The sequence below is a fragment of the Pseudoalteromonas sp. 3D05 genome (genome assembly GCF_002723455.1).
Taxonomy (GTDB): Bacteria; Pseudomonadota; Gammaproteobacteria; order Enterobacterales; family Alteromonadaceae; genus Pseudoalteromonas.
In genome coordinates, this window is record NZ_PDUS01000002.1 from 1 (window position 1) to 25,031 (window position 25,031).

At 39.3% G+C, this 25,031-nt stretch carries 24 protein-coding genes; 18 read left to right on the top strand and 6 right to left on the bottom strand.

The features are described 5' to 3' along the window. Positions 1–54 precede the first annotated feature (54 nt). The 4 genes from CSC79_RS02330 (at position 55) to CSC79_RS02350 (ending at position 4,109) form a co-directional block, all read left to right on the top strand. On the top strand, positions 55–1,077 hold the full coding sequence (locus CSC79_RS02330) for a hypothetical protein (protein ID WP_201796675.1): 1,023 nt from the start codon (positions 55–57) through the stop codon (positions 1,075–1,077). Between the two features lie 100 nt (positions 1,078–1,177). Continuing rightward, entirely contained in the window at positions 1,178–1,462 is a 285-nt protein-coding gene (locus tag CSC79_RS20045; RefSeq protein WP_180270375.1) for a hypothetical protein, read from the top strand. Positions 1,463–1,582: 120 nt separating this feature from the next. Beyond that, on the top strand, positions 1,583–2,932 hold the full coding sequence (gene gdhA / locus CSC79_RS02340; RefSeq protein ID WP_099293590.1) for an NADP-specific glutamate dehydrogenase: 1,350 nt from the start codon (positions 1,583–1,585) through the stop codon (positions 2,930–2,932). Positions 2,933–3,575: 643 nt separating this feature from the next. After that, the gene (locus CSC79_RS02350) at positions 3,576–4,109 is read left to right on the top strand and encodes a dihydrofolate reductase family protein (protein WP_099293594.1); all 534 of its coding nucleotides are present in this window, start codon (positions 3,576–3,578) and stop codon (positions 4,107–4,109) included. Between the two features lie 99 nt (positions 4,110–4,208). Here the strand turns inward: CSC79_RS02350 and CSC79_RS02355 are convergent, their stop codons facing one another. The 3 genes from CSC79_RS02355 to CSC79_RS02365 all read right to left on the bottom strand — a co-directional run bounded on the left by CSC79_RS02355 (position 4,209) and on the right by CSC79_RS02365 (position 7,667). Next, positions 4,209–5,945: an AMP-binding protein gene (locus CSC79_RS02355; RefSeq protein WP_099293606.1), complete on the bottom strand. Its 1,737-nt coding sequence runs from the start codon at positions 5,943–5,945 to the stop codon at positions 4,209–4,211. Between the two features lie 195 nt (positions 5,946–6,140). Further along, positions 6,141–6,587, bottom strand: a complete 447-nt coding sequence (locus CSC79_RS02360) for a DUF3010 family protein (protein ID WP_099293608.1) — start codon at positions 6,585–6,587, stop codon at positions 6,141–6,143. A 66-nt stretch (positions 6,588–6,653) separates the two neighbouring features. Next, positions 6,654–7,667 carry an endonuclease/exonuclease/phosphatase family protein gene (locus CSC79_RS02365; protein ID WP_099293610.1) on the bottom strand — a complete coding sequence of 338 codons (1,014 nt, stop codon included), beginning with the start codon at positions 7,665–7,667 and terminating at the stop codon, positions 6,654–6,656. A gap of 256 nt (positions 7,668–7,923) precedes the next feature. On the opposite strand from CSC79_RS02365, the gene thrS reads away from it, so the two are divergent. From thrS to CSC79_RS02395, 6 genes are all read left to right on the top strand, one after another. Next, the gene (thrS, locus tag CSC79_RS02370) at positions 7,924–9,834 is read left to right on the top strand and encodes a threonine--tRNA ligase (protein WP_099293612.1); all 1,911 of its coding nucleotides are present in this window, start codon (positions 7,924–7,926) and stop codon (positions 9,832–9,834) included. 59 nt (positions 9,835–9,893) lie between these two features. Continuing rightward, positions 9,894–10,454, top strand: coding sequence for a translation initiation factor IF-3 (infC, locus tag CSC79_RS02375; protein WP_082665370.1), 561 nt, complete (start codon positions 9,894–9,896; stop codon positions 10,452–10,454). Between the two features lie 211 nt (positions 10,455–10,665). Continuing rightward, positions 10,666–10,866, top strand: a complete 201-nt coding sequence (gene rpmI, locus CSC79_RS02380; protein WP_004587840.1) for a 50S ribosomal protein L35 — start codon at positions 10,666–10,668, stop codon at positions 10,864–10,866. A 15-nt stretch (positions 10,867–10,881) separates the two neighbouring features. Then, on the top strand, positions 10,882–11,244 hold the full coding sequence (gene rplT, locus CSC79_RS02385) for a 50S ribosomal protein L20 (protein ID WP_004587841.1): 363 nt from the start codon (positions 10,882–10,884) through the stop codon (positions 11,242–11,244). Between the two features lie 159 nt (positions 11,245–11,403). Next, positions 11,404–12,477: a histidine kinase gene (locus CSC79_RS02390; protein WP_099293614.1), complete on the top strand. Its 1,074-nt coding sequence runs from the start codon at positions 11,404–11,406 to the stop codon at positions 12,475–12,477. Continuing rightward, positions 12,474–13,298, top strand: a complete 825-nt coding sequence (locus tag CSC79_RS02395; protein WP_099293615.1) for a LytTR family DNA-binding domain-containing protein — start codon at positions 12,474–12,476, stop codon at positions 13,296–13,298. The genes CSC79_RS02390 and CSC79_RS02395 overlap by 4 nt, the downstream gene beginning before the upstream one ends. 78 nt (positions 13,299–13,376) lie before the next feature. Here the strand turns inward: CSC79_RS02395 and pyk are convergent, their stop codons facing one another. Next, the gene (gene pyk, locus CSC79_RS02400; protein WP_099293616.1) at positions 13,377–14,813 is read right to left on the bottom strand and encodes a pyruvate kinase; all 1,437 of its coding nucleotides are present in this window, start codon (positions 14,811–14,813) and stop codon (positions 13,377–13,379) included. 366 nt (positions 14,814–15,179) lie between these two features. Here pyk and gndA point away from each other — a divergent pair, with 366 nt between their 5' ends. Continuing rightward, entirely contained in the window at positions 15,180–16,553 is a 1,374-nt protein-coding gene (gene gndA, locus CSC79_RS02405; RefSeq protein ID WP_099293617.1) for an NADP-dependent phosphogluconate dehydrogenase, read from the top strand. Between the two features lie 107 nt (positions 16,554–16,660). Here gndA and CSC79_RS02410 read toward each other — a convergent pair whose 3' ends face one another. Further along, complete coding sequence (locus CSC79_RS02410; protein ID WP_099293618.1) at positions 16,661–17,173, bottom strand: DUF2062 domain-containing protein; 513 nt, start codon at positions 17,171–17,173, stop codon at positions 16,661–16,663. On the opposite strand from CSC79_RS02410, the gene CSC79_RS02415 reads away from it, so the two are divergent. The 7 genes from CSC79_RS02415 to tcdA are packed head-to-tail and all read left to right on the top strand — an operon-like array spanning position 17,153 to position 24,614. Further along, a complete protein-coding gene (locus CSC79_RS02415) occupies positions 17,153–19,417 on the top strand; it encodes a DNA internalization-related competence protein ComEC/Rec2 (RefSeq protein WP_099293619.1) in 2,265 nt (754 codons plus the stop codon). The two genes, CSC79_RS02410 and CSC79_RS02415, sit on opposite strands and share 21 nt — an antisense overlap. 58 nt (positions 19,418–19,475) lie before the next feature. Continuing rightward, positions 19,476–21,221, top strand: a complete 1,746-nt coding sequence (gene msbA, locus CSC79_RS02420) for a lipid A export permease/ATP-binding protein MsbA (RefSeq protein ID WP_099294349.1) — start codon at positions 19,476–19,478, stop codon at positions 21,219–21,221. Further along, a complete protein-coding gene (gene lpxK / locus CSC79_RS02425) occupies positions 21,218–22,198 on the top strand; it encodes a tetraacyldisaccharide 4'-kinase (protein ID WP_099293620.1) in 981 nt (326 codons plus the stop codon). The genes msbA and lpxK overlap by 4 nt, the downstream gene beginning before the upstream one ends. After that, a complete protein-coding gene (locus CSC79_RS02430) occupies positions 22,188–22,385 on the top strand; it encodes a Trm112 family protein (RefSeq protein ID WP_099293621.1) in 198 nt (65 codons plus the stop codon). Before lpxK ends, CSC79_RS02430 begins: the two co-directional genes overlap by 11 nt. Beyond that, complete coding sequence (kdsB, locus tag CSC79_RS02435) at positions 22,373–23,146, top strand: 3-deoxy-manno-octulosonate cytidylyltransferase (protein ID WP_099293622.1); 774 nt, start codon at positions 22,373–22,375, stop codon at positions 23,144–23,146. The genes CSC79_RS02430 and kdsB overlap by 13 nt, the downstream gene beginning before the upstream one ends. Further along, the gene (locus CSC79_RS02440; RefSeq protein ID WP_099293623.1) at positions 23,139–23,813 is read left to right on the top strand and encodes a TIGR01621 family pseudouridine synthase; all 675 of its coding nucleotides are present in this window, start codon (positions 23,139–23,141) and stop codon (positions 23,811–23,813) included. Before kdsB ends, CSC79_RS02440 begins: the two co-directional genes overlap by 8 nt. Further along, positions 23,814–24,614: a tRNA cyclic N6-threonylcarbamoyladenosine(37) synthase TcdA gene (gene tcdA / locus CSC79_RS02445; protein WP_099293624.1), complete on the top strand. Its 801-nt coding sequence runs from the start codon at positions 23,814–23,816 to the stop codon at positions 24,612–24,614. Here tcdA and CSC79_RS02450 read toward each other — a convergent pair. Beyond that, entirely contained in the window at positions 24,611–25,027 is a 417-nt protein-coding gene (locus tag CSC79_RS02450) for a SufE family protein (RefSeq protein ID WP_099293625.1), read from the bottom strand. The genes tcdA and CSC79_RS02450 overlap by 4 nt on opposite strands. Positions 25,028–25,031 lie beyond the last annotated feature (4 nt).

The following is a 25,031-nucleotide window of genomic DNA, read 5'->3' on the forward strand; positions in this document are numbered from 1 at the left end:
AAATTTTATTGACCACTACATACAGATGTAGACGAAGAGGAAGACGCTCCTGTAATGGGGCCCGAAACAAACGAAAATACTGATTATGAAAAGTCTGAAGGAAACAAGTCCGGTTATGATGGTGTACGGGTGGAAGGAGAATTTTGGCGGGATGAATGGATTGAACACCAAGGCATTAGCAAACGCGTTAGAGGGGACGCTGATACAAATCTACCTCAATTCATAGTCGAAACAGATAGTACTCGCATCGCATCATCTGAGCTAAACAATGAAGACGTTGGAAGGTGGCTATGGTTTCGTTCAAGTATTGTAAATGAGCTATTGGGGCTTCGAGGCTTCTCACTTGAATGGTATACAGCCGAAACAGGTTCTATTCACTCAACGTCCGGTTATCGAATTCACTTTGGAGTAAACTCAGCGGATTTCATTACAGTATATGCTTATGACATCGCCCGTCTCCCTTCATGGGAACAGCACTTATGGGCTGCACATAATGCAGTTCCAGAGGGCAAGGTTTCCAGTGAGTTGTTAGATTCTCAAGTTAAGGCTCAACCCGCATCCACACATGCAGTAGAGGAGTTACTTTTCGAAGTAATGAGCATGCTGGAGAATGGGTTTAAGCAAGAGTTTAATGTTTCTCTTTTCTCACATGATATAGACCGTAAAGAAGCCTTAAAGAAAATATCCAGATTCGAAAGTAAAGATCAGGCGTCATTGCTAAGGCTAGCAAAAGAAATTGTGCGCGTTTTCTCTGACCGGCTTAATGTCAAAGAGTTGCGGGCGTTATCGGTACATGCGAATAAGGATAAACTTGGCTCAAACAAACTACTGCAAGACATACTATCCCAGAAAGTTGGAGATGATACTGCTCGTAAAGTCTTCGGTCCAATTGTAGGTGCTTATGATATGCGAGTAGGTGATGCACACCCGACAAGTTCAAAAATCGGAGAAGCCTTAGAGCTTGCCGGAATTGACACTGAAAATTCGTATTTAAGGCAAGGGCAACAATTGATTTCCAATGTTGGGCAGTCAATTTGGTGGATTGGTAAGATGATGTTTGAAGATCCTAAAAAATGATGAGGCTCTCAAGATGGCATAACAAAGCGCTGCTGTCGGACAAATTTTCCGCTGCGCTCCAAATTTGCCGCAGAGCGCGGCGTTAGCCTTTAGGATTTCGATGAAACTTTTCGAGTTCTTAGCTCAAATGAGAAAAGAAAAATTTCCACTTCGCATAGATTATCCTGAACATATCGGGTGCGTTGATGTTGAAGTTGAAACATTTTCAGAGCGCTGGATTTTCTCCTTCGATGAAGATGGTTTCGTTGATTTTGTCATTTATAAAGATATAAATGCACCAGACAAAAGAAAATATGCGCCTGTCCCTTTTATTTCTTTCCTTTTATTTCTTTCCTTTTATTTCTTTTTTTATTTCTTTTTGTGTGTCCCATTTTTTACGATATGAAAACTGCGATTGAGTAATACTTTACAGTGGTATGAAAAACCAAAGACCCACTGTATAGGTGATCGATTATTGTTTTTTGCACTATAAATTATATAAGTATTTATTAAATTAGGATTTACGATGCAGTATCTGGATCGGATATTAACTAAATTAAAAGATAAAAACTCAGGCGAGGATGAGTTCATTCAAGCAGTAGAAGAAGTGCTTGTATCTTTAACATCGGTTTTCAATGAAGATAAGGCATATCAGCAGCACGCTGTGATGGAAAATTTACTCGAACCGCAGAGGCAAATCATGTTTCGGGTACCTTGGCAGGATGATAATGGTCAAGTTCATGTTAATCGTGGGTATCGTATTGAATTTAACTCAGCCTTAGGGCCTTTTAAAGGAGGTTTGAGATTTCACCCCACTGTAAACGCCAGCGTAGTTAAGTTTTTGGGATTTGAACAAACACTTAAAAATGCTTTAACAGGTTTGCCGTTAGGTGGTGCCAAAGGGGGCGCTGATTTTGATCCTAAAGGAAAAAGTGATAGTGAGATTATGCGCTTTTGCCAATCGTTTATGACTGAAATGAGTCGTCATTTAGGCCCAACTACTGATGTGCCTGCGGGTGATATTGGGGTTGGTGCAAAAGAAATAGGCTATCTTTTTGGCCAATATAAACGATTAACTAATCGCTTTGAAGGAGTTATTACTGGCAAAAGCTTAACAATGAACGGCTCTGAATTACGTAATGAGTCAACAGGCATGGGTATCGCTTATTTTATTGAAAACATGCTCCAAGCTAAAAATGACACTGTTAAAGATAAATGTGTGTTGGTGTCGGGGGCTGGCAATGTGGCAATTCATTTAATGAAAAAACTCGATACCATGGGCGCTAAAGTACTTAGTTGCAGTGATTCTAAAGGCTGTATTTATGCTCCCGAGGGTCTAGATGTTGGTTATATTGAATCTCTTAAAGCTCAAGGTAAGTCGCTTTATAGTTACCTTGATGCATTTTCAGGAGCGTCATTTACTTCGGTTGATGATTACCCAGCAGATGGACACGCTGTATGGCGCTACGAGTGCGATATTGCAGTACCATGTGCAACTCAAAATGAATTATCCCACGCTGATGCCCAAGCTTTAACCAACAATGGCTGTATGTTAGTTTGTGAAGGCGCCAACATGCCTTGCTCTGCCGATGCAATCAACCACTTTAAACAAAGCAACACGTATTTTGGCCCAGGCAAGGCTGCGAATGCAGGTGGGGTGGCGGTAAGTCAATTCGAAATGGCACAAAACGCGAGTATGCAAAGCTGGCCTAAATCTGACGTTGATGAAAAGCTGCAAAACGTAATGACGCATATATTTACCACAGTCAGTGATACTGCCAATGAATATGGCTGTGAAAATGATTTAGCCACAGGTGCTAATATCGCGGGGTTTAAACGTGTGGCAGCGGCAATGATTGCTCAAGGCGTTGTATAACACGTGTAAACCAAGTTTGCAGAAATACAACGCAAGTGTATTACCTAGTTGTTTTAAACTGTTACAACAAGAAGCAAATCATGTTTGGGATTTAGTTTACTATAACTGCTGTATTTATTTTGTGAGATAACCAGTTGCGCCTGTAACTTTTTAGGTTTTAAAGGGAGGTGGCTTATCCCCTAACACTTGAAATTAATTATAAAGGATTGTGATGCGCGCTTTTATTTGTACAGTGCATTTTTCTTGTGCTCAATGGATGAAAAAGGTAGATAAAAAGAACCAAGCTACAAGTTTTAAAGCGAGCACCTTATTGATAATGGTGTTGTTTATTCAAGTTTTGTTTATTATTTTAATATATGACTATACGTTACTTACTCCTATGGCTAAGGCATTCAAGGGTGCCCCTTTAGTATATGGGGGGATTTTTTACGCGCTTACATTAGGGGGAATGTTGTTAGTATTGGGTGACCGTCAAAGTTATATTCGCAGAGTGAGATCGCGTATGGCAAAAGGGAGTCTGAATAAGTACATTTTAGGAATTAAATTAAATTTATTGGGCTGCCTGTTGTTATTTATATTAAACATCATCGTTAATTTTAGGTAGTTTTATCTTTATGCAGCAAAGTCAGTTTCAGGGAAAAATATGACTAATAAAGTGTTTATAGCGACAAGTCTTGATGGTTACATTGCGGGAAAAAATAACGAACTAGATTGGTTAGAAGTCGACCCAGCACCTGAAAGTATGGATATGGGTTACCAAGCTCATGTTGATAGTATAGATGCATTAGTGATGGGGAAAAATACCATGGAACTTATAGCCGCAATGGATATAGATTGGCCATACGATAAACCTGTATTTGTTTTAAGTCGTACGCTTAAGGCGCTACCGAAAAAACTGAGCGGCAAAGTTTTTTTAGTTAATGACGACATCAAAAGTATTGAACAAGCGATAAATAAACAAGGGTATAAAAACCTTTATATCGATGGGGGGTTAACAATCCAAAGTTTTCTAAATGAAGATCTAATTGATGAAATGGTCATTACCACTATCCCCATTTTATTAGGTGGTGGGCTCTCTTTATTTGGCGCTTTAGCCAGTTCATTAGACTTTCGTTGTATTGAAGCAAAAACTTTTACCAATGGTGTTAGCCAAAATCACTACAAAAGGTGTAGATAATAAACTGGGACAATGCGATTTACTTTTAGTGCCAATCGATAGCAAGGTTGTAGCCTCAAATCTAACCTTTGGGAGATTAGATTTGATGCTTTGCGCTAACTAGGCAAATGCCGTTTCTTTAATTTCATCTTGCATTTGCTCACGCATTTTAAATTTTTGTAGTTTCCCAGTGACCGTCATTGGATACTCATCAACAAAACGAATATGTTTGGGGATTTTGAAGTAGGCGAGTTTGTCTTTTAAAAACAACCTAATTGCATCTTCATTAAGTACAGCACCTTCACTTGGCTGTATCCAAGCACACACTTCTTCTCCATACTTTTCATCTGTTATGCCAAAGATGGCAGCATCTTGAACACCAGGGTAGGTATACAACACTTCTTCGATTTCTCGTGGAGAAATATTTTCACCGCCACGGATGATCATGTCTTTAATACGGCCAACAATGGATACAAATCCCTCATTATCCATAACACCTAAGTCACCCGAATGAAGCCAACCGTCATTATCAATAGTGGCAGCTGTTTTTTCAGGATCATTCCAATAGCAGCGCATTATGCCTGCACCTCGGCTACATACTTCACCGGGAAGGCCGATTTTTTGTAGATTACCGACTTCATCAATAATTTTAACTTCAGTATGCGCTAAGGCACGGCCAACAGTACTGACTTGTTTTTCTATCGGGGAGTCCGTTTCTGTTACATTATTAATTGGGCTGCACTCTGTTTGACCGTAACCAATCACTACTTCTTTCATATGCATTAATGTGTGCACTTTACGCATGACTTGTTCAGGACATGTAGAGCCAGCCATAACGCCAGTACGTAAACTAGATAGGTCATATTTAGCAAAATCTTTATGTTCAAGCTCTGCGATAAACATGGTCGGCACACCATGTAGGGCGGTACAACGCTCTTTTTCAACTATATCCAGAGTTATTTTGGGGTCAAACGAGTCACTCGGAAAAACGGCCGTCGCGCCTTGACTAATACATACTAAATTACCTAGCACCATCCCAAAGCAATGATATAAGGGGACTGGGATACAAAGTTTGTCGTCTTTGGTTAGCTTCATTGCTTGAGCCATTAAAAAACCATTGTTAAGAATGTTTTTATGAGTAAGTGTTGCGCCTTTAGGGTTGCCTGTAGTGCCAGAGGTAAATTGTATATTGATATCTTGGTCTGCATTTAAGGTTGCGGCTATCTCAGCGAGTTTGCTTTGGTGTTTCTCTGTAGGCATCGCTATTACATCGCTAAAGCTGAACATGCCAGGGCTTGACTCGTTACCAATGCGTATTATGTTTTTTAAATGGGGTAGCTTCTCACTGCAAATGTTTCCAGACTCTGTGGTTGCAAGTTCTGGGATTAATTCGTTAAGCATTGCAAAGTAATTGCTTGCTTTAAAGTTGGACGCAGTAATAAGTGTTGAGCACTCGACTGTATTAAGTGCATATTGTAATTCGCTAGGTCTAAATGCAGGATTTATACATACCATAATGGCACCAATTTTTGCGGTTGCAAATTGAGTTAAAGACCACTCAAGGTTATTCGGCGACCAAATCCCAACTCTATCCCCAGGTTTTACACCTAACGCAAGTAATCCCATAGCCAATTGATTAATTTGTTGCTGATATTGTTTATACGTGAGGCGAATATTTTGATGACTAACGACAATAGCGGGGTGATCCGGGTTATTGTCGACAATAGCGTCAAAGTAACTACCAATTGTCTGGTTGATTAAAGAGCAAGATGTAGCGCCTTTAAAATAGCTTTTCTCAAGAGGAATTTTATTGCCATGTATTTTATCTGTTTGACTAGCGTAGTGAGTAGCTTGCATATATGTGCTCCGTGTCATTGTTGTGAGAGTATACAATGTTAGAAAAGCACAAATTGTCGACAAAAGAAAGTGAGGTAAGACCAATGTCTTAATTTAATTTAGCGGAAAATAAAAAACGCGAGGAACATGTAACACTTAAAGTGAGTTGCTCTCGCGTTTTTAACTAATTAATAAAATAGCAGTTGCTATCGTTAATTACGCCTCGTCGTGGCGGTAGGTTTTTCGCATTATGTATACATATGCGTTAATAAAAGCGGTTTCTTGATACTTTTTTAGACCTGTTTCTTCAAAATCGATAGGAACAGGGTTACGCTTTAATTGCTCTTTAATTAGTGTAGGGCTTAGTATTTGAACATCTAAATTTTCAATTAGCTGGATGGCTGTTTCCATTTTAAACCCTTTAGCACTACCAGCGAATTTTCCTTTTGGTTGGCGCTCACGGATAGCAACGGAATCAATTTGGTAATCTTGCATTAATTTTGCAAAATCAAATTGAAATTTACGCATTACTTCAGTGTCGTTACCATTACCCAGTGTGAACCGAGTTTGGCGTACATCACGTATATCAAATACATCATTATCTTTGCTTAAAATACACAGTAATACATCACTACCTGTAATTTCAACACCGCACGTTCTCATTGCTAACTCTCTTACTTGCTAATTTATTGACAGTATATCAATTAATAATATTAAAAGCAGTGGATTTTAAAAACCGATTTCGATTCCAATTCCACCATGATCGCTGCTACAGATGTCTTCATCATGTTGTTCAGAATTTAAGTGAGCGTTAAAGTTTAGGTAGTCTAAAGATTTAATTTTGCCAAGTTCACAGTCAGCATTGAAGTGACCTGACACTAAAATGTAATCTAATACATTCGCGCGCCCTTTATAGTAGTGACTAGCAGGTTTGCTTATTCCTTTTTGATATTGTGTGCTAAGTGAAAAAGCATCACTTAATCCCACAACTGGCTGCGAAAATTCTTTACACGGTTCACAGCGGGTAGGGTGAAACCCTTGCGTCATAAATGCCAGTGCTGGGCTTTGGAGATTATCATTAAAGTCGCCCATCACGACTGTTGCACAATTGTTTTCACGTTGTGTTTTTAAAGCATCGTAATAAACAATGGATGCTTCCAACGAGCGTGAAATTTGAGATTGCATCATGCCAACGGTCTGTTGTAGTAATACTAGTAATGGATCTTCTTGGTTATGAATATTAAGCATGTGCGACATTGAGTGAACGCGTTGAGATTTAAAATGAACTACGTAAAAATATACTGCCCCCAAACCATCCAGTTCCAAACGACATTTTATAGGTGTGCGATTAAACTTAAACTCATTTTGGTTATTTAGGTACTCTAATAATTCTGGGCATGGACTGAGTGCTTGCGCATCATGAATAGGTATTTTTGAGGCAATAGCAACGACTGGGTTAAATAATACTTGTGGGTAAAGATTGTCACTTTTTGGTGTTGTCACAGTTTCAAAGTAGTCATAGCCTTGTTCTTTACACAGAGTTTGCAATGATTTGATGCTAAACACTTCTTGAAAGGCAACAACGTCAGCACGGCTTTGGATTAAAAAGTCTTCAATGAATGTTTGTTTTTTCTGCCATTGTGTCGCGTTATAACGCTCATGTAATTGATAAAATGAAAAAGGTGGAGCTGCGTAATTAAGTAAGTTTAGGCTGGCGAATCTGAATGATTTACTCACGGACATAATTGTTTCTCACAGCTGAAATTAGCTTAAGTATGAAATGAAGCGCTTATTTGTCAATTTGTGGTTGTAAATACTTGTATTTCACTGTTTCAGGCGCGACAATATAGCCGCACTTAGCAAGACTCAACAGGTGCATTAACCGTAAATGGTTAACCATAACAATGCTTATTCGTAAAAGCGTTGTGGAGTTATTTTTTTTAATTTATTAAATACATGTGATGCATTGTAGGCGTCACCACTGTACAAAGGATTTATAATGCCAGTTATTACCCTCCCTGACGGCAGTCAGCGTAGTTTTGAAAACCCAGTTAGTACTCTTGATGTAGCCAACGATATCGGCCCTGGTCTTGCAAAAGCGACCATTGCTGGCCGTGTTAATGGAGACAGTGTTGATGCATGCGATTTAATTTCTGAAGATTCACGCTTAGAAATTATCACCGCGAAAGATGATGATGGGTTAGAGATCATTCGTCACTCATGTGCTCACTTAATCGGTCATGCTGTTAAACAACTGTTCCCTGAAGCAAAAATGGCTATAGGTCCAACTATTGATAACGGATTTTATTACGATATCGATATGGAACACTCACTGAGTCAAGAAGACTTAGATGCCATTGAAAAGCGTATGTTACAACTTGCAAAAACAAACTACGACGTAGTGAAAAAAACCGTCAGCTGGCAAGAAGCGCGCGATGCATTTGAAGCGCGTGGCGAATCATACAAGATTGAGATCTTAGACGAGAACATCGCTAAAGATGACCGTCCAGGTCTGTATCATCATGAAGAATACGTTGATATGTGCCGTGGTCCTCACGTACCAAATATGAAGTTCTGCCAACACTTCAAAATTATGAAAGTAGCGGGTGCTTATTGGCGTGGTGATTCAGAAAACAAAATGCTGCAACGTATTTATGGCACCGCTTGGGGCGATAAAAAGCAACTTAAAGCGTACTTAAAACGCTTAGAAGAAGCTGAAAAACGCGACCACCGCCGTATTGGTAAAGCGCTTGATTTATGGCACTGGCAAGAAGAAGCGCCAGGCATGGTATTTTGGCACAACGATGGTTGGAGCATTTACCGTGAACTTGAAGAGTTTGTTCGTGAAAAACTACGTGAGTACCAATACGAAGAAGTGAAAGGTCCAATGATGATGGACCGTTCGTTGTGGGAAAAATCGGGTCACTGGGATAAATATTCAGATGCAATGTTTACCACTGAGTCTGAAAAGCGTGAGTATGCAATCAAGCCAATGAATTGCCCAGGTCACGTACAGATTTTTAATCAAGGTTTAAAATCTTACCGCGATTTACCACTTCGTATGGCAGAGTTTGGCTGTTGTCACCGTAATGAACCTTCAGGTGCTTTACACGGATTAATGCGTGTTCGTGGGTTTACCCAAGATGATGCTCACGTTTTCTGTACAGAAGACCAAGTGATGGATGAAGTATCATCATGTATTAAAATGGTTTACGACACATACGAGACTTTCGGTTTTGAAAAAATAGTTGTTAAGCTTTCTACACGCCCTGAAAAGCGTATCGGCGAAGACGATGTTTGGGATAAAGCCGAGCAAGCATTGGCCGACGCACTTAAAGCAAATAACATCGAATTTGATTATTTACCGGGTGAAGGTGCCTTCTACGGTCCTAAAATTGAATTTACTTTGTACGATTGCTTAGACAGAGCGTGGCAGTGTGGTACAGTGCAACTAGATTTTGCTTTACCGGGTCGTTTAGGTGCTACGTATGTTGCTGAAAACAACGAGCGTCGTACACCAGTAATGATTCACCGTGCTATACTTGGTTCAATTGAACGTTTTATCGGTATTTTGACCGAAGAGTATGCCGGTTTATTCCCGACGTGGCTTGCGCCTAAGCAAGTGGTGATTATGAATATCACCGATAAACAAGCGGATTATGTGCACGAAATTGTACAAAAATTAAATAAACTTGGAATTAGAGCCGCTGCTGACTTGAGAAATGAGAAGATTGGCTTTAAAATCCGAGAACATACATTAAAACGTATTCCTTACTTACTTGTTGTTGGCGACAAAGAAGTTGAGCAACAGGAAGTGGCAGTACGTACTCGCACAGGTGAAGACCTGGGCAAATTTAGTGTTGATGACTTCGTCGCTAAAATTAGCGAAGAAATTAAAAATCGACAATAAAAATCTGGTGTGCAGGGCATTAACACAACTGCTAACTGCACACTTATTATTTGATATTCTTGGAGGAACGTACCATTAGAGGCGGCAAGAAAGGGCAACAAACAGCTCAAAAAAATCGTATCAACGATGAAATTACAGCTAAAGAAGTTCGTTTAATCGACATTGAAGGCGAGCAAGCTGGCATTCAAACATTAAGAGATGCGCAAGCTATGGCTGATGAAGCAGGTGTTGATCTAGTAGAGATCAGCCCAAATGCTGAGCCGCCTGTGTGTAAGGTCATGGACTACGGTAAGTTCATCTTTGAAAAAAGCAAAGAACTAAAAGAGCAGAAGAAGAAGCAAAAGCAAATCCAGATAAAAGAAATCAAATTCCGTCCAGGTACGGATGAAGGTGACTATCAGGTTAAGCTTCGTAACTTACGTAAGTTCTTAGAAGCGGGTGATAAAGCTAAAATCACTATTCGTTTCCGTGGCCGTGAAATGGCGCACCAAGAAATTGGTATTGAACTACTAAACCGTATTAAAGCTGATTTAGAAGAACTTGCACAAGTTGAGTCTTTCCCAAATCGTGTTGAGGGACGTCAGATGGTTATGATGATGTCTCCTATTGCTAAAAAGTAATAAACGAGCTAGAATACGCACCGAATTTAGCTCAGGTCTGCAAGTAATATGCGAATATTCACCTGAGTTAACCGGTTTTAAAGTAAAACTGCAGCATTTATGTTGAGTTTTCACCGGAATATGGCAGTAAGTTAGGCCTAAAAGTGGAGCTATAGCAATATATCTCACGCCTGCTTACTAATTTTAAAGCAATACATTTGGAGTTATTGCAATGGCTTATAAGCTAAAAAGTCACAGAGGCGCAGCTAAGCGTTTCAAGAAAACTGCTTCTGGCGGTTTCAAGCGTAAACAAGCGCATCTTCGTCACATTCTGACTAAGAAAACTTCTAAGCGTAAGTTACACCTACGTCCTAAGATGATGGTTCATAAGAATGACCATGGTCTAGTTTCACGTATGTTACCATTCGCTTAATAGGGGTTTTTAGAAATGGCAAGAGTTAAACGCGGCGTTGTCGCACGTGCACGTCACAAAAAAGTTTTAAAACAAGCAAAAGGTTACTACGGAGCACGTTCACGTGTTTACCGCGTAGCTTTCCAGGCTGTTACTAAAGCGGGTCAATACGCTTACCGTGACCGTCGTGCTAAGAAACGTACATTCCGTCAATTATGGATTGCACGTATCAATGCTGCATCACGTCAAAATGGTCTGTCTTACAGCCGTTTTATCAATGGTCTTAAAAAGACATCTGTAGAAATCGATCGTAAGATCCTTGCAGATATCGCTGTTTATGACCAAGTTGCATTCGCAGCGCTTGTTGAAAAAGCAAAAGAAGGCCTAGCGGCAGCTTAAGCTTTTACATATAAGTATTGAAAAGGAGCCTTAGGCTCCTTTTTTTGTGGAAAAAATAAAATTTTGCGGTAAGCCTCTTAAAAAGCAAGATAGGAAGTAGTGATTTAACTTCTACTAAGCCGATATAATAATTACAAATAAATGAGGTAAAAATATATTTTGAATTGGCAATCTCTAGTCGATGACCGCCAACGCTTCTTCTGGGTCCTACAAGTTGCAGGTTGGATAGGTTACGCTCTCGTAAATTACATTGGCTCAAAAGTCTTCGAAATGCGTGATATTTACGTATTTGTCATTGTGCTTAACGCTTATGCCGGATGTTTAATGACGGTGCCACTTCGTTATATGTATCGAAAAGCATGGAATGCATCTCCTTGGATTCTTATGTTAGTGGTTTTTAGTGCTTCGTATGTTACCGGAACATTATGGGCTGTGGTGCAAAAGTTTAACTTGTGGGAAATATACCGCCATGGTTATAGACCTAATGAATGGTTTTATTATTTTCAACAAGGGCTTGATTCGGTATATATAATTTTATGTTGGAGCGGCCTGTATTTTGGTATTAAGTATTACCAGCTACTTCAAAGCGAACGCCAAAAAGCACTAAAAGCCACCACAATGGCTCATGAAGCACAGCTTAAAATGCTGCGCTATCAGCTTAACCCTCACTTTTTATTTAATACGCTTAATGCAATTTCGACCTTAGTTTTGGTTAAAGAAAACAAAGATGCTAATTTGATGGTGTCAAAACTAAGTGACTTTCTAAGGTATACGCTTAATACTGATCCAATAAAAAAAGTGCCATTAGAGCAAGAACTACATGCGTTAATGTTATACCTAGAAATTGAACGAGTGCGATTTGATGAACGTTTGAAAGTAAATGTTGAGGTTAGTGATGAAGCAAAAAATGCACTGGTACCGAGTTTAATCTTACAACCCATCATTGAAAATGCGATTAAATACGCAATTGCTCATCTAGCAGAAGGTGGCCAGATTGACATAAAAGCACAAGTATTTGCTAATGAACTATTATTGGAAGTAGGCGATAATGGCCCGGGTACTGAGTTACTCAATGGTCAACTAGTCAATGCACAAGGTGTAGGTATTGCGAATACTAAAGATCGTTTAAAAACTTTGTATGAAAACAACTATTCGTTTGTATTGTCACATAATACGCCAAGTGGATTAAAAGTTAATTTGCGCGTTCCATTTGAGAAGGCTATGAAAAAATGAGCAAGATTAAAACCCTAATTGTCGATGACGAACCTTTAGCACGTAGAGGCTTAGCAGTAAGGTTGGAAGAGTTCGATGAGATTGAGGTTATAAAACTGTGTAATTCAGGTCAAGAGGCTATAGATGCTTGTCATGCAGAGCAGATAGATTTAGTTTTTTTAGATATTCAAATGCCAGGAATGAACGGTTTTGAGGTGGCACGTGCACTAAGTGAAAGTGTTAGAGCATTACCCGCTATTGTATTCGTAACGGCGTTTGATCAGTTCGCGGTCAAAGCGTTTGAAATACATGCTTTAGATTATATTCTTAAACCAGTCGATGACAACAGACTAAAACAGGCGGTAGAAAAAGTGCATACTTATTTAAAAACTCAACAAGACAACGCCCATAAAAAGAAATTAGCTAGTTTTGTAGCAGGTATTACAGGAAATAATTGTGAAGAGATTTTAAAGAAGTTAGCCACTGGCGATACTTTATCAGATAAACGTTACCCCGAATCTCTAGCGGTAAAAGAGCAGGGTGAAATTATCAGAGTGCCTGTTGCGACAATTCAGTGGGTTGATGCCGCTGGTGATTATATGTGTTTGCATTGCCAAGATGGCCAAACTCATATTTTACGTAAAACAATGAAAGAGCTCGAGCAAGAATTAGACCCTAAATTATTTGTCAGAGTACACAGAAGTGCGATTGTGAATACAAAACAAATAAGTAAGCTTGTAACACAAGTCAGTGGTGAATATTTACTAGTTCTAGACAATGGTCAAGAACTAAAGGTAAGCCGTAGCTATCGAGATAAAGTCAAAGCTGCACTGGCGAGTTAAGTCAAATGTAGGGCATATAACAAGCTACCAATTAAAAACGCGAGCCATTATGCTCGCGTTTTAAGTTTAGCAATATTATTAGGCAACAGTTACAATTTTCATTGTGTTGGTTGCGCCGATAGTTTCCATTGCATCACCGTGAGTAATGATTACAGTATCGCCTGAACTGAGTGAACCGGCAGCAACAAGCGTACCAAGTGCATCTTTAACCATATTGTCTTTTTCACATTGTGTTGAGTCAAAGAAAACAGGGTAAACACCGCGATAGAGCGCTGTTTGACCTAGAGTACTTGCATGACGTGAAAGAGAGAAAATAGGTAAACCTGAACTAATACGTGACATTAACTTAGCAGTACTACCTGATTCAGTAAGCGTTACGATGGCTTTGATTGAATCTAAGTGATTCGCTGCATACATTGCAGACAAGGCAATTGATTCAGCGTTTGAAGAAAAGCGGCTATCTAAGCGGTGCTTAGAAACATGGGTTTCTTTTTGTGATTCTGCCCCAAGACAAACACGCGCCATTGTAGCAACGGTTTCTTCAGGGTAATCACCCGCAGCAGTTTCTGCTGACAACATCACAGCATCTGTACCATCTAGAACAGCGTTTGCAACATCCATAACTTCTGCTCGCGTTGGCATAGGGTTATCGATCATCGATTCCATCATTTGTGTAGCGGTAACAACAGTACGATTAAGAGAGCGGGCACGGCTTATAATGAGTTTTTGTTTTCCCATTAAAGCTGCATCACCTATTTCAACACCTAAATCACCACGGGCAACCATAACTGAATCTGATGCAAGCACGATGTCATCAATTGCCTCAACAGTTTCAACGGCTTCAGCACGTTCAATTTTAGCGAGTAATTGCGCCTTAGAACCTGCAGCTTCTGCAAGTGAGCGCACATAGCGCATGTCATCGCCACTACGCGGGAATGATACAGCAATATAATCAACATCGATTTCAGCAGCTGTGATTAAATCTTCTTTATCTTTTTCTGTGAATGCTGGGGCTGTTAAACCACCACCTAAACGGTTAATCCCTTTATTATTCGATAGAACACCACCTACTGTAACGGTAGTATGAACAAGATGACCCTCAACACTCTGTACTGTTAATTGAATTAAGCCATCATTTAATAAAAGTAGGTCACCAGGAGAAACATCTTGTGGTAATTCTTTATAATCAATACCTACCGCACTAATGTCGCCTTCGCCTTTTTCCATTTGTGCATCAAGTATAAACTTAGCGCCAACATCTAAAGTTACTTTGCCTTCTTTAAATGTAGAAACACGAATTTTAGGTCCTTGCAAATCAGCCAAGATAGCAACGTGCTTGCCTAAGTTATTTGCGATATCACGAACAGCTTGTGCGCGGTCTTTATGGTCTTGTGCTACGCCATGTGAGAAGTTCAAACGCACTACGTTAGCACCAGCACGGATTATTTTTTCTAGGTTGTTATCACGATCGGTTGCAGGTCCAAGGGTAGCGACTATTTTTGTGCGTCTAAGCATCAAATTCTCCTGTGGGCTTACTGAGTAAGCAGGTTGACGGTTATATTCGTTTTTACATATTTATGTTTATACACAAATATAGACTTTAAGGCAGTGAGAACACATTATATAAACAAAGTGTTATTTAATTGCTGCCAATATTTATACAAAATTAATATTACGACATTATGACACCGGTGTCAGTCTCAGTCAATGTCCTAATTGATGTTAAATAATCCCTGTGGTGCTCGTTGTTTGATATAATGAACGAACGTGCATAAAGGTAGTTGCTTCAACTCAAGCTCGCAATTTTAAGTGGCTTGGGTATAATGCGCGCGGTATTATTTTCATTTACTAACCAATAGTTGTTACCGAGGAGGACACTAAATGCAAGTTGCATTAGTAGGGTTAGGCGTTATGGGTAAAAATCTGGCTCTAAACCTGATAGAAAAAGGGCTGACACTCGTAGCTTATGATAAAAACCCCGATGCGGGCGAAGAATTATTAAGTTGTGCTAAATCCCAAGGCATGGCGGATCGTCTGCATATTGTGTCTGATTTAAATGACATGGTTAAAAGGTTAACAGCACCTCGTTCAATTTTACTGTTAGTCCCTGCTGGTGAACTGGTTGATAAAGTGTGTACTGAACTAGTAGAAGCTGGCGTTGAATGTGACGATATTATTGTTGATTGTGGTAACAGTAATTACAAAGATGGTATTACTCGCAAATTAAAGTATCAAAACAAGTTTGAGTTTGCCACCATGGGTATTTCTGGCGGTGCCGAAGGTGCACGTCACGGGCCAGCAATGATGGCGAGTGGTTCAGAGGGCGGTTGGGAGCGTGTCGAGCCGTGGTTTGAAAAGGTTGCAGCAAGCTACAAAGGTGATTCATGTTTCGCCCGAGTGGGTCAATCAGCAAGCGGTCACTTTGTAAAAATGGTCCATAATGGTATTGAATATGCCTTGATGCAACTTATTGCCGAGATGTATCAGTTACTTCGTTTAGGAACAAAGCGTTCACCAAAAGAAGTAGCTGCTATTTTTGAACAATGGTCAGAAGGTGACTTAAACAGCTACTTATTATCTATTTCTAGCCATATCTTATCTTTAGAAACGGATAGTGATGAGTCATTAGTTGATTTAATTGACAACAAAGTAGGCGCCAAAGGCACTGGTCTTTGGACAGCACAAAATGCTTTAGAGCTTGGTATTGCAGTTCCATCGTTAGTTGCGGCTGTACAAGCTCGCCATTTAACAAATACATGCGATACTCACGCTGCAAAGGAAATGACTTATGCGGCAAAGTCTACCACTGAAGTTGAACTTGATTTAGAAGAGCTTAAAGAAGCATTTTTACTTGCTAGTTTACTTGCTTATCGTCAAGGTCTTGCATTAATCAAAGGGGCATCACGAGCGCATCAGTGGAAAGTTGATTTGTCTAAAACGCTACAAACATGGCGTGCTGGCTGTATTATTCGTGCCGATTACTTAGATAATATTGCTCAAGGTGTTGAGTTTATTGACACGCTAGGAAAAGAAGCTATTTCATTACGTAAGATCACAGGTCAAGCAATGATGACAGGCTTAGCATTTCCAGTGTTAAGTTCAACACAGACCTATTTTGCAACGCTCACAACACCAAGTAATGGTCATTTAGTCCAAGCCCAACGCGACTATTTTGGTGAGCATGGAATTAAAACTCATAGTGGTGAAGTGTGTCATTTAACTGATTTAGTCGAGATAGACGCTAAAGTACGTTAATACCCTTTACATTAAAGAGTGCACTAAAAAGCCAGCTAAATTAGCTGGCTTTTTTGATCGTGTTCTATATTTGGTACAAATGACTTGTTTGACTATAGTTATGTAACCTAGTCTTTTGTGTGACGGTTAAGCCACGCCTTTCGGACTGAACGGCGCCAAAGTAAGTCGATCCCAAAGTAGCCTATCAGTGAAGCAGCTGTTGCACATATCAAAGAACCTAGTAAAAACGCGGGACCAATTGTAGTTAGGCTTTCGATGAACCATTGCCAACTTGGCTCAAAAGCAAAGTGCTGCTCTGATTGGCCAAGTGCAATAGTGCCTACAATATATGAGCAATAAAAAATAGGTGGCATAGTTAAAGGATTTGTTATCCAAACTACAGCGACAGAGATGGGTAAATTAACTCGTAACGGAATGGCTAATGCGGCGGCCAAAACCATTTGAAATGGAACAGGGATGAAGGCAAAGAACAAACCAACAGAAAAAGCCCCCCGTGCTGAACGGCGATTTAGATGCCATAAATTTGCATCATGGAGTAAACGGCCAAAAATTTGTAAAAATTTATGCTGTTTAATCGTATTGTGATCGGGTAAAAACCGTTGGATCGTTTTTTTAGCCATTTAAAGCAACCATTTACATCAGTGTGGTTAAGCATTGGGTTTGTTATTGGTTGTGTTATAACCGTATTTTATTATCAGACCCTTGTATTTACTCTTTTCACATTATTAATTGTGATAGCAAGTGCCTATTTTAAGCCGTTTTTACCCGTAATGTTAGGTTTTATTTGCGGGATTTTAGCTGTTTGGTTACATTTTTTATGTTTTTATTCTATCTCTTCACAAAAGTTGAGTGTAAATCAACCAGAACTTGTGACGTTTGTCGTGCAAGAGATCATTTCTCAACGGGATAGTACGTATTTAAAAGCAGCTATCACTTATCCTAAAAACCTTACACGAATTAAATCTCCTAAAGTATTAGTTACTTTAAAAACTGAGTATCCAATAAAGGTAGGTAGTACCGTCACAACTTGGCTAAAGTTAACCAAATACCGCAGTCAAAAAAATGTTGCTGGGTTTGATAAAGAGCGTGCTGCATTTAGTCATCGTATCTTGTTTAAAGCAAAACAAGTAAGTACAGCAATACAAATATCAAATGCTGTAGCACCAAATTTAATTAATAAATATCGGCGAAATATTCAAAATATTTATGATGGTACTCATATGAGCTGGCTATATTATGCACTTATGACGGGTGATAAAAGCGTAATGTCCTATGATCATAAACAAACACTTCAAGCTTTTGGAATTAGTCATTTATTAGCTATTTCTGGCTTACACATAGGGCTTGTGTTTAGCATTGGTTATTTTGCTTTTAAGTATGCCCTTTGGTTTTTTATTCGCACTATCAAACAGACTGTTAATTTATCAATTTACTACAGTGCTGCAGGTTTTTGCTTAGCGTTTTGTTATGTCTATCTAAGTGACTTTTTAGTTTCTGCAAGTCGGGCGTTAATCATGTTAGCCTGTATTTTGATAGTCTATTATTCATCTAAGCAGGCACTTAGGTGGCGCGCCTTATTGTTTGCACTCGTCCTAATTTTAGCTATTGACCCATTCAGTTTACTAAACCCAGGGCTGTATCTGTCATTTGTTGCTGTGGGTGTGATTTTTGTTTTAGTTGATCGAAGGCCATTTGGCAAATTCACATTTTTTACATTCTTTAAAGGCTTAGTAGTGCTGCAATGTGCACTTTTTGTAGGTTTACTTCCATTAACCCTATTTTTCTTTCATGGGGTTAGTTTGATTGGCCTTTTAGTAAACCTAATTGCTGTCCCGCTCATAAGCTTTATTGTTATGCCGACTTTACTATTTATTAGTCTGCTCAGTCCGACTATTGATATGACCTTAATATTATCTTTATTAGATAGTTTAATCAGGTTTTGTTTCGAAGGCCTGCTTTTAATTCCAGTCGAAGTACGTTGGATTAACGCTCCGTCAATTGCTTTACCAGTCATTCTCGCAACCTATTTAAGTGCAATCGTATTTTATATGTTGCCCTATGGAAAAGTTATTAGTTTATTGCCACTTAGTATTATTATTATTGATTATTACCTGACGCCAAAGGCAATTTGGCAAGTAAATGTTTTTGATGTAGGCCATGGCACTATGATCTTGGTAACGAAAGACAATGAAGGCTTTGTATATGATCTAGGCCCGATATACTTTAATCGCTTCACACGAATTTACTCTACCTTAAAACCTTACCTAGAAATCAATCAAATTGAAGTAATACATACAGTAATTAGTCATGATGACAAAGACCACTCTGGTGGCTTGGATGAATGGCTCAAACTCGGTTATGAGCGGACATTTAAAACTACACAGCCAGAAGGTGTTGACTCTTCATGTTTTACACAAACATTAAATTTTAACAATTTACACATCACAATGAGTCATAAAGTAGGAAAACATTATTCTGATAACGATAACTCGTGCATTGTTCACATATCTGATGGCATCAACAGTGTACTTTTACCGGGAGATATTACACAACTTCGTGAGCAAGAATTGATAACAGAAAAGACTCTATTAAAGAGCACTGTGCTTGTAAGTCCGCACCATGGAAGTAAAACATCATCAAGTAATATGTTTATTAAAGCGGTTTCTCCAGAAGTTGTTATTCACTCGACAGCTTTTAAAGGCCAGTGGAATTTGCCACATGAAGAAGTACTAAAACGCTATGACGCTATTAATGCACAGCAATACACAACAGCTGAGCATGGTCAAATCATCGTCAAATTTTACAAAAGTGGCTATGAAATAAGCTCTGCGAGGGCACAAAGTGATTGGTTTCTAAAAGATTGAGTTTAGTTTTATGTTGCTGGAGGCTACAATACCCGAAGACTTAGAATTAGAGAGTGTTATGGATCAAACAACATCGCAAATTTACAAGCGTTTGTTATCTTACGTTGGTAATTATAAAAGCATAGCAATTTTAGCTGTTATTGGCATGATCGGTTATTCAGCCATGGATGCATTGTTTATTCAATTGATGAAACCTTTTATCGATCAGGGCCTTAATGAACGTAATAGTGACGTTCTAAAATACGCACCCTTTGTTGTAGTTGCACTTGTGTTTGGTCGTGGTTTTTTTAATTATATGTCATCGTATTGTTTAAGTTACGTCGGCTCGCAAGTGGTGCGGTCTTTACGTCAGCAATTATTCGAGCATATCCTGCATTTACCAGTCTCTTTTCATGATAAAAACTCCTCAGGTGATTTAATATCTAAAATAACCTTTGATACTGAGCAAGTACAACAAGCGATTACCAAGGCTATGCTAATCGTGGTACGTGAAGGCGCTTTTGTGGTGTTTTTGCTTACGGTTATGTTCTACACCAGCTGGAAATTGTCTTTAATATTTTTAATCATCATTCCGTTAGTAGCTGTTATTGTCAGCATTGTGTCAAAGCGTTTTCGTCATATCTCCAAAAACATTCAGTCAGCGATGGGTCAAGTGACGCGTAGCTCAGAGCAAATGCTCAGTGGGCACAAAGTCATTCATGGTTTTGGCGGGCAAAAGCAAGAAATTGATCAATTCGCGACTATTAATAATCACAACCGTCAGCAACGTATTAAAATGGATGCGACAAAAGCGCTGAGTGTTTCAGTGATTCAAATATTGGCGGCCAGTGCTATGGCAGTTATTTTATTTGTAGTATCGATGCCATCAATGATCGACACAATTAGCTCTGGTGATTTTGTTGTACTTATTTCATCGATGATGATGTTGTTACGTCCGTTAAAGCAACTTGCTAACGTCAATAGCGATTTACAACGCGGTATTTCTGCTGCACAAAGTATTTTTTTAGTACTAGATGAAGAAGTAGAAAAAGATACCGGCACAATAAGCGTTGATAAAGTAAAAGGGTTAATCGAAGTTAAAAATGTAACCTTTAATTACCCAACAAAAGAAGAGCCTGTATTACGTGATTTATCACTGACCATTAAAGCCGGAGAAAGTATTGCTTTAGTGGGCCGTTCTGGCTCTGGTAAGTCCACTATTTCAAATTTATTACCTCGTTATTATGACTTACAAGCACCTAGTGAAATCTTATTAGACGGCATTGCACTGAGCGACTATAAACTTGCTGATTTACGAAAACAGTTTGCGTTAGTGTCGCAACAAGTGGTGCTATTTAACGACACCATTGCAAATAATATCAGCTATGGCATTACACGTACATTGAGTGATGATGAGCTGTTAGCCGTCGCTAAACAAGCCCATGTATGGGAATTTGTAAAAGATTTACCTGCAGGTCTAAATACAATGGTGGGTGAAAACGGGGTGATGCTCTCAGGTGGCCAACGCCAACGTATTGCTATTGCTCGCGCTATATTGAAAGACGCCCCTATTTTGATATTAGATGAAGCTACATCAGCACTTGATACTGAATCTGAAAAGTTGATCCAGCAAGCACTCGATCAATTAATGAAAGAAAAAACATCGATAGTTATTGCGCATCGGCTATCAACAATCGAAAAAAGCGACCGAATCTACGTGATTGATAATGGCAAAGTTATTGAAAGTGGAGACCATAAGGCGCTACTTGAAAACAACGGTACTTATGCTGCTTTATGCAAAATGCAGTTTGGTGAGCAAGGGTGAACAAAATAGAACAAAGCTGGTACAAAAGCTTTAGCTTTTTAACCTTATTACTTTTGCCATTGAGCGGGCTTTTTTGGCTTATTTCAACGTTACGTAGTGTAGGTTACAAATTAGGGCTGTTTGAGCAATTTAAAGGCAAAGTGCCGGTCATTGTAGTGGGTAATATTAGTGTCGGCGGCAATGGTAAAACACCGTTTGTTATTTGGCTTGCGCAATATTTACAGCAACACGATTTAAACGTGGCAGTTATTAGCCGCGGTTACGGTGGCTCTTCTGATGTGTACCCTTTGATTGTTGATAGTGCAACCACACCAACGCAAGCAGGGGATGAACCTGTACTTATTCAGCGCCGATTAGGGTGTCCTGTTGTTGTAGGCCCTGATAGAAAAGCCAATATAAAGCGATTAATTGCACACTACGATGTAGACATCATTATTTCAGACGACGGCATGCAGCATTATAAAATGGCTCGTGACATAGAGTGTTGTATTGTCGACAGCGAGCGGCGCTTTGGTAATGGCTTTTTGATGCCAGCGGGGCCACTACGTGAAACTACAAAACGTTTAAAATCAGTTGATTTAGTCATAGAAAATGGAGGTGCTGATAAATTTAGTTATCAATTACAGGCATCTACTTTATTAAATGTGGCTACTGGTGAAAAAACTAAAGATCAATTACATAGTGCGCATGCAGTAAGTGCAATTGGTAATCCTGTACGGTTTGAAAATACACTACAAGCTTGTGGTGTTAAGCTGCTTTCTACGGCTCACTATCGTGATCATTATGCTTATTCACCCGCTGATTTTGAAAAATATAACGATGACATTGTCATTATGACAGAGAAAGATGCGGTAAAATGCCGTGCTTTTGCTAAACCAAATTGGTACTTTTTACCTGTTGATGCTAAACCATCAACTGCGGTAATCAATAAACTCAATCTTTTACTCAAAGAAAAAGGGATCCTCGATGGCCTTTGATACAAAACTACTTGAAATTATCGCTTGCCCAGTATGTAAGGGTAAATTACGCCTAGACAAAGATAATAACGAACTAATCAGCACGGCAGCAAAATTAGCTTACCCGATTGTTGATGACATTCCAGTATTACTTGAAAACGAAGCGAGAGAGTTAAGCCAAGAAGAGGTAGACAAGTGGAATTCGTAGTCGTCATTCCTGCGCGTTACGCATCAACACGACTGCCAGGTAAACCCCTTGCCGATATTTGTGGTAAGCCGATGATTCAACACGTGTATGAGAAAGCACTTGCTTCTGGTGCAAGTAAGGTTGTTATTGCAACCGATCATCAAAAAGTCTTCGAGGCGGTCAATACGTTTACAAGTGATGTACTAATGACACGTGAAGACCATCAATCTGGTACTGAGCGCTTAGCAGAAGTAATGGATTTACTTAATCTCAGTGATGACACCATCGTTGTTAATGTGCAAGGTGATGAGCCATTACTTGCTAGCGAAAATGTGAGTCAAGTAGCTGAACTGTTGGCTAATTCAGTTGCACCAATGGCCACTCTGAGTGTTGCCATTGAAAACATTGAGGAAGTATTTAATCCAAATGCAGTAAAAGTCGTGAGCGATGTTCATAAAAATGCGCTTTACTTTTCTCGTGCGAGCATTCCATTTGATCGCGCCAACATGATGAATTCAGCTAATAACGCGTTTGTTGATAAAGCAAACTACCAACGTCATGTGGGTATTTATGCTTATCGTGCAGGGTTTATTAAACAATACATTGAACTTAGTCCTTCACCGCTGGAACAATTAGAGTCTTTAGAGCAGTTACGTGTGCTTTATCATGGCCACCAGATAAAGATTGAGCAAGCTCAAGTTACACCTCATGCAGGTGTTGATACCCCTGAAGATTTAGCGCGTGTAGTGCATTATTTAAAAAGTAATTCGTTGAGTGAATAAGCCGTTACCTTTAACAGTTATTGCTGAACACAAAGACTTTTATGTCATCGAAAAACCAGCAGGGCTAAACTTCCATAGTGAAGAGGGCCCTGGTTTTGTGGTTTTAGCTGAGCAACAATTGAATGAAAAATTATTTTCTGTTCATCGGCTAGATAAAGTCACCTCAGGATTAATTATACTTGCGCGAAGCAGCCAATCTGCAGCCCAGTTTACACGGCTTTTTACTGCGCATGAGGTTGATAAGTTTTATTTGGCTTTGTCAGACGCTAAGCCAAAGAAAAAACAAGGCTGGGTAAAAGGAGACATGACTAAGTCTCGTCGAAGTAGCTTTAAGCTTTTAAAGACTCAAACTAACCCAGCTATTACACGGTTTTATTCATTCAGTGTAGCTGCCAATTTACGCGGATATATATTAAAACCGTACTCGGGTAAAACGCACCAATTGCGTGTAGCATTAAAAAGCATAGCTGCCCCGATTTTAGGTGATGCACTGTATGGTGGCACTGATTGCCAACGTACCTATTTACATGCTTATGCCCTGTGCTTTACCTGGCAAAATGAGCGGTTTGAGTTTATTTGCAAACCAAATAGCGATGCACTTTATGAGCAATTAATTAAACATGATAACTTTTACACATGGCAACAGCCATGGAACTTGGATTGGTAAATGACAGACTCAGTAACAGATATTCGTTTTGGTGGTATAAAGCGCTTATATGGTCATGAGCATTTTGCTTGGCTTCAAAGTGCACATTTTTGTGTTATTGGTATCGGTGGCGTAGGTAGTTGGACTGCAGAAGCGTTAGCCCGAACAGGTGTTGGTAAACTCACACTTATTGACCTTGATGATATATGCGCGACCAACGTGAACCGCCAAATTCATGCACTAACAGGCACTGTTGGTGAGGCTAAAGTTGATGCCATGAAAGCGCGGTGCCAGCTAATTAATCCAGAGTGTGAAATTGATGTCATCGATGATTTTATTACTTTAGATAACATACGTGAGCATATTCAAGGTTTTGATTATGTCATTGATTGTATCGATGCAGTAAAAGAAAAAGCAGCACTTATTGCTCATTGTAAGCGCAATAAGCTGCCTATTATTACAACGGGTGGTGCAGGCGGTCAAACTGATCCGAGCCAAATAACATTTGGTGATGTCGCAAAATCAACACAAGATCCACTACTTGCGAAAGTTCGCTATATTTTACGAAAACAGTACAACTTTAGTAGCAATCCTAAGCGTAAATTTAATATCGATTGTGTTTATTCAACTGAGCAACTCGTATACCCTGGTTCAGATGGAAGCGTGTGTCATGCAAAACAAAACGCAGATGGTTCTATGAATATGGATTGTAATAATGGTTTTGGCTCAGTGACTATGATCACTGGCAGCTTTGGCTTTTTTGTAGCAGCCAAAGCGGTTCGTAAATATTTAGATAGAAAACAACGGTTAGCTAAGGCTTAAAGCGACTTTTGTTCAGCCATTGCTTGAATACGTTCGACAATGGCTTTGATACCATTACCTCGAGAAGGGCTTAAGTGGCTTATTAAACCCAGCTTTTCAAATTCCTCAAATGCATTTATAGCTAATACTTGACTCGGTGTTAAACCATTATACAAAGATAAAATTAGGGCAAGCAGGCCTTTAACAATACGTGTGTCCGAATCCCCAATAATGACTAAACAGTTTTCTTGCAGGTCAAACTCTAAATACAACCAAACTTTACTCTCACAACCTGGTACAAGTGCATCTGGTGTTTTTAAAACGTCAGGCATTGTCGGTAATTGCTTACCAAGGAGCATGATTTCGCGGTATTTTTGTTGCCATGCGGGAGAATTATTTAGTGTGTCAGCGAGTTCTTTAAACGTTTTATTCATTGCT

Excerpts from the sequence above, each read along its gene's own strand:
- CSC79_RS02430 (WP_099293621.1), top strand. The coding sequence starts at position 22,188 with ATGGCCTTTGATACAAAACTACTTGAAATTATCGCTTGCCCAGTATGT.
- pyk (WP_099293616.1), bottom strand. The coding sequence starts at position 14,813 with ATGCTTAGACGCACAAAAATAGTCGCTACCCTTGGACCTGCAACCGAT.
- msbA (WP_099294349.1), top strand. The coding sequence starts at position 19,476 with ATGGATCAAACAACATCGCAAATTTACAAGCGTTTGTTATCTTACGTT.
- CSC79_RS02355 (WP_099293606.1), bottom strand. The coding sequence starts at position 5,945 with ATGCAAGCTACTCACTACGCTAGTCAAACAGATAAAATACATGGCAAT.
- tcdA (WP_099293624.1), top strand. The coding sequence starts at position 23,814 with ATGACAGACTCAGTAACAGATATTCGTTTTGGTGGTATAAAGCGCTTA.
- CSC79_RS02365 (WP_099293610.1), bottom strand. The coding sequence starts at position 7,667 with ATGTCCGTGAGTAAATCATTCAGATTCGCCAGCCTAAACTTACTTAAT.
- CSC79_RS02395 (WP_099293615.1), top strand. The coding sequence starts at position 12,474 with ATGAGCAAGATTAAAACCCTAATTGTCGATGACGAACCTTTAGCACGT.
- CSC79_RS02450 (WP_099293625.1), bottom strand. The coding sequence starts at position 25,027 with ATGAATAAAACGTTTAAAGAACTCGCTGACACACTAAATAATTCTCCC.
- CSC79_RS02360 (WP_099293608.1), bottom strand. The coding sequence starts at position 6,587 with ATGAGAACGTGCGGTGTTGAAATTACAGGTAGTGATGTATTACTGTGT.
- CSC79_RS02330 (WP_201796675.1), top strand. The coding sequence starts at position 55 with ATGGGGCCCGAAACAAACGAAAATACTGATTATGAAAAGTCTGAAGGA.
- rplT (WP_004587841.1), top strand. The coding sequence starts at position 10,882 with ATGGCAAGAGTTAAACGCGGCGTTGTCGCACGTGCACGTCACAAAAAA.
- rpmI (WP_004587840.1), top strand. The coding sequence starts at position 10,666 with ATGGCTTATAAGCTAAAAAGTCACAGAGGCGCAGCTAAGCGTTTCAAG.
- gndA (WP_099293617.1), top strand. The coding sequence starts at position 15,180 with ATGCAAGTTGCATTAGTAGGGTTAGGCGTTATGGGTAAAAATCTGGCT.
- CSC79_RS20045 (WP_180270375.1), top strand. The coding sequence starts at position 1,178 with ATGAAACTTTTCGAGTTCTTAGCTCAAATGAGAAAAGAAAAATTTCCA.
- CSC79_RS02350 (WP_099293594.1), top strand. The coding sequence starts at position 3,576 with ATGACTAATAAAGTGTTTATAGCGACAAGTCTTGATGGTTACATTGCG.
- gdhA (WP_099293590.1), top strand. The coding sequence starts at position 1,583 with ATGCAGTATCTGGATCGGATATTAACTAAATTAAAAGATAAAAACTCA.
- thrS (WP_099293612.1), top strand. The coding sequence starts at position 7,924 with ATGCCAGTTATTACCCTCCCTGACGGCAGTCAGCGTAGTTTTGAAAAC.
- CSC79_RS02410 (WP_099293618.1), bottom strand. The coding sequence starts at position 17,173 with ATGGCTAAAAAAACGATCCAACGGTTTTTACCCGATCACAATACGATT.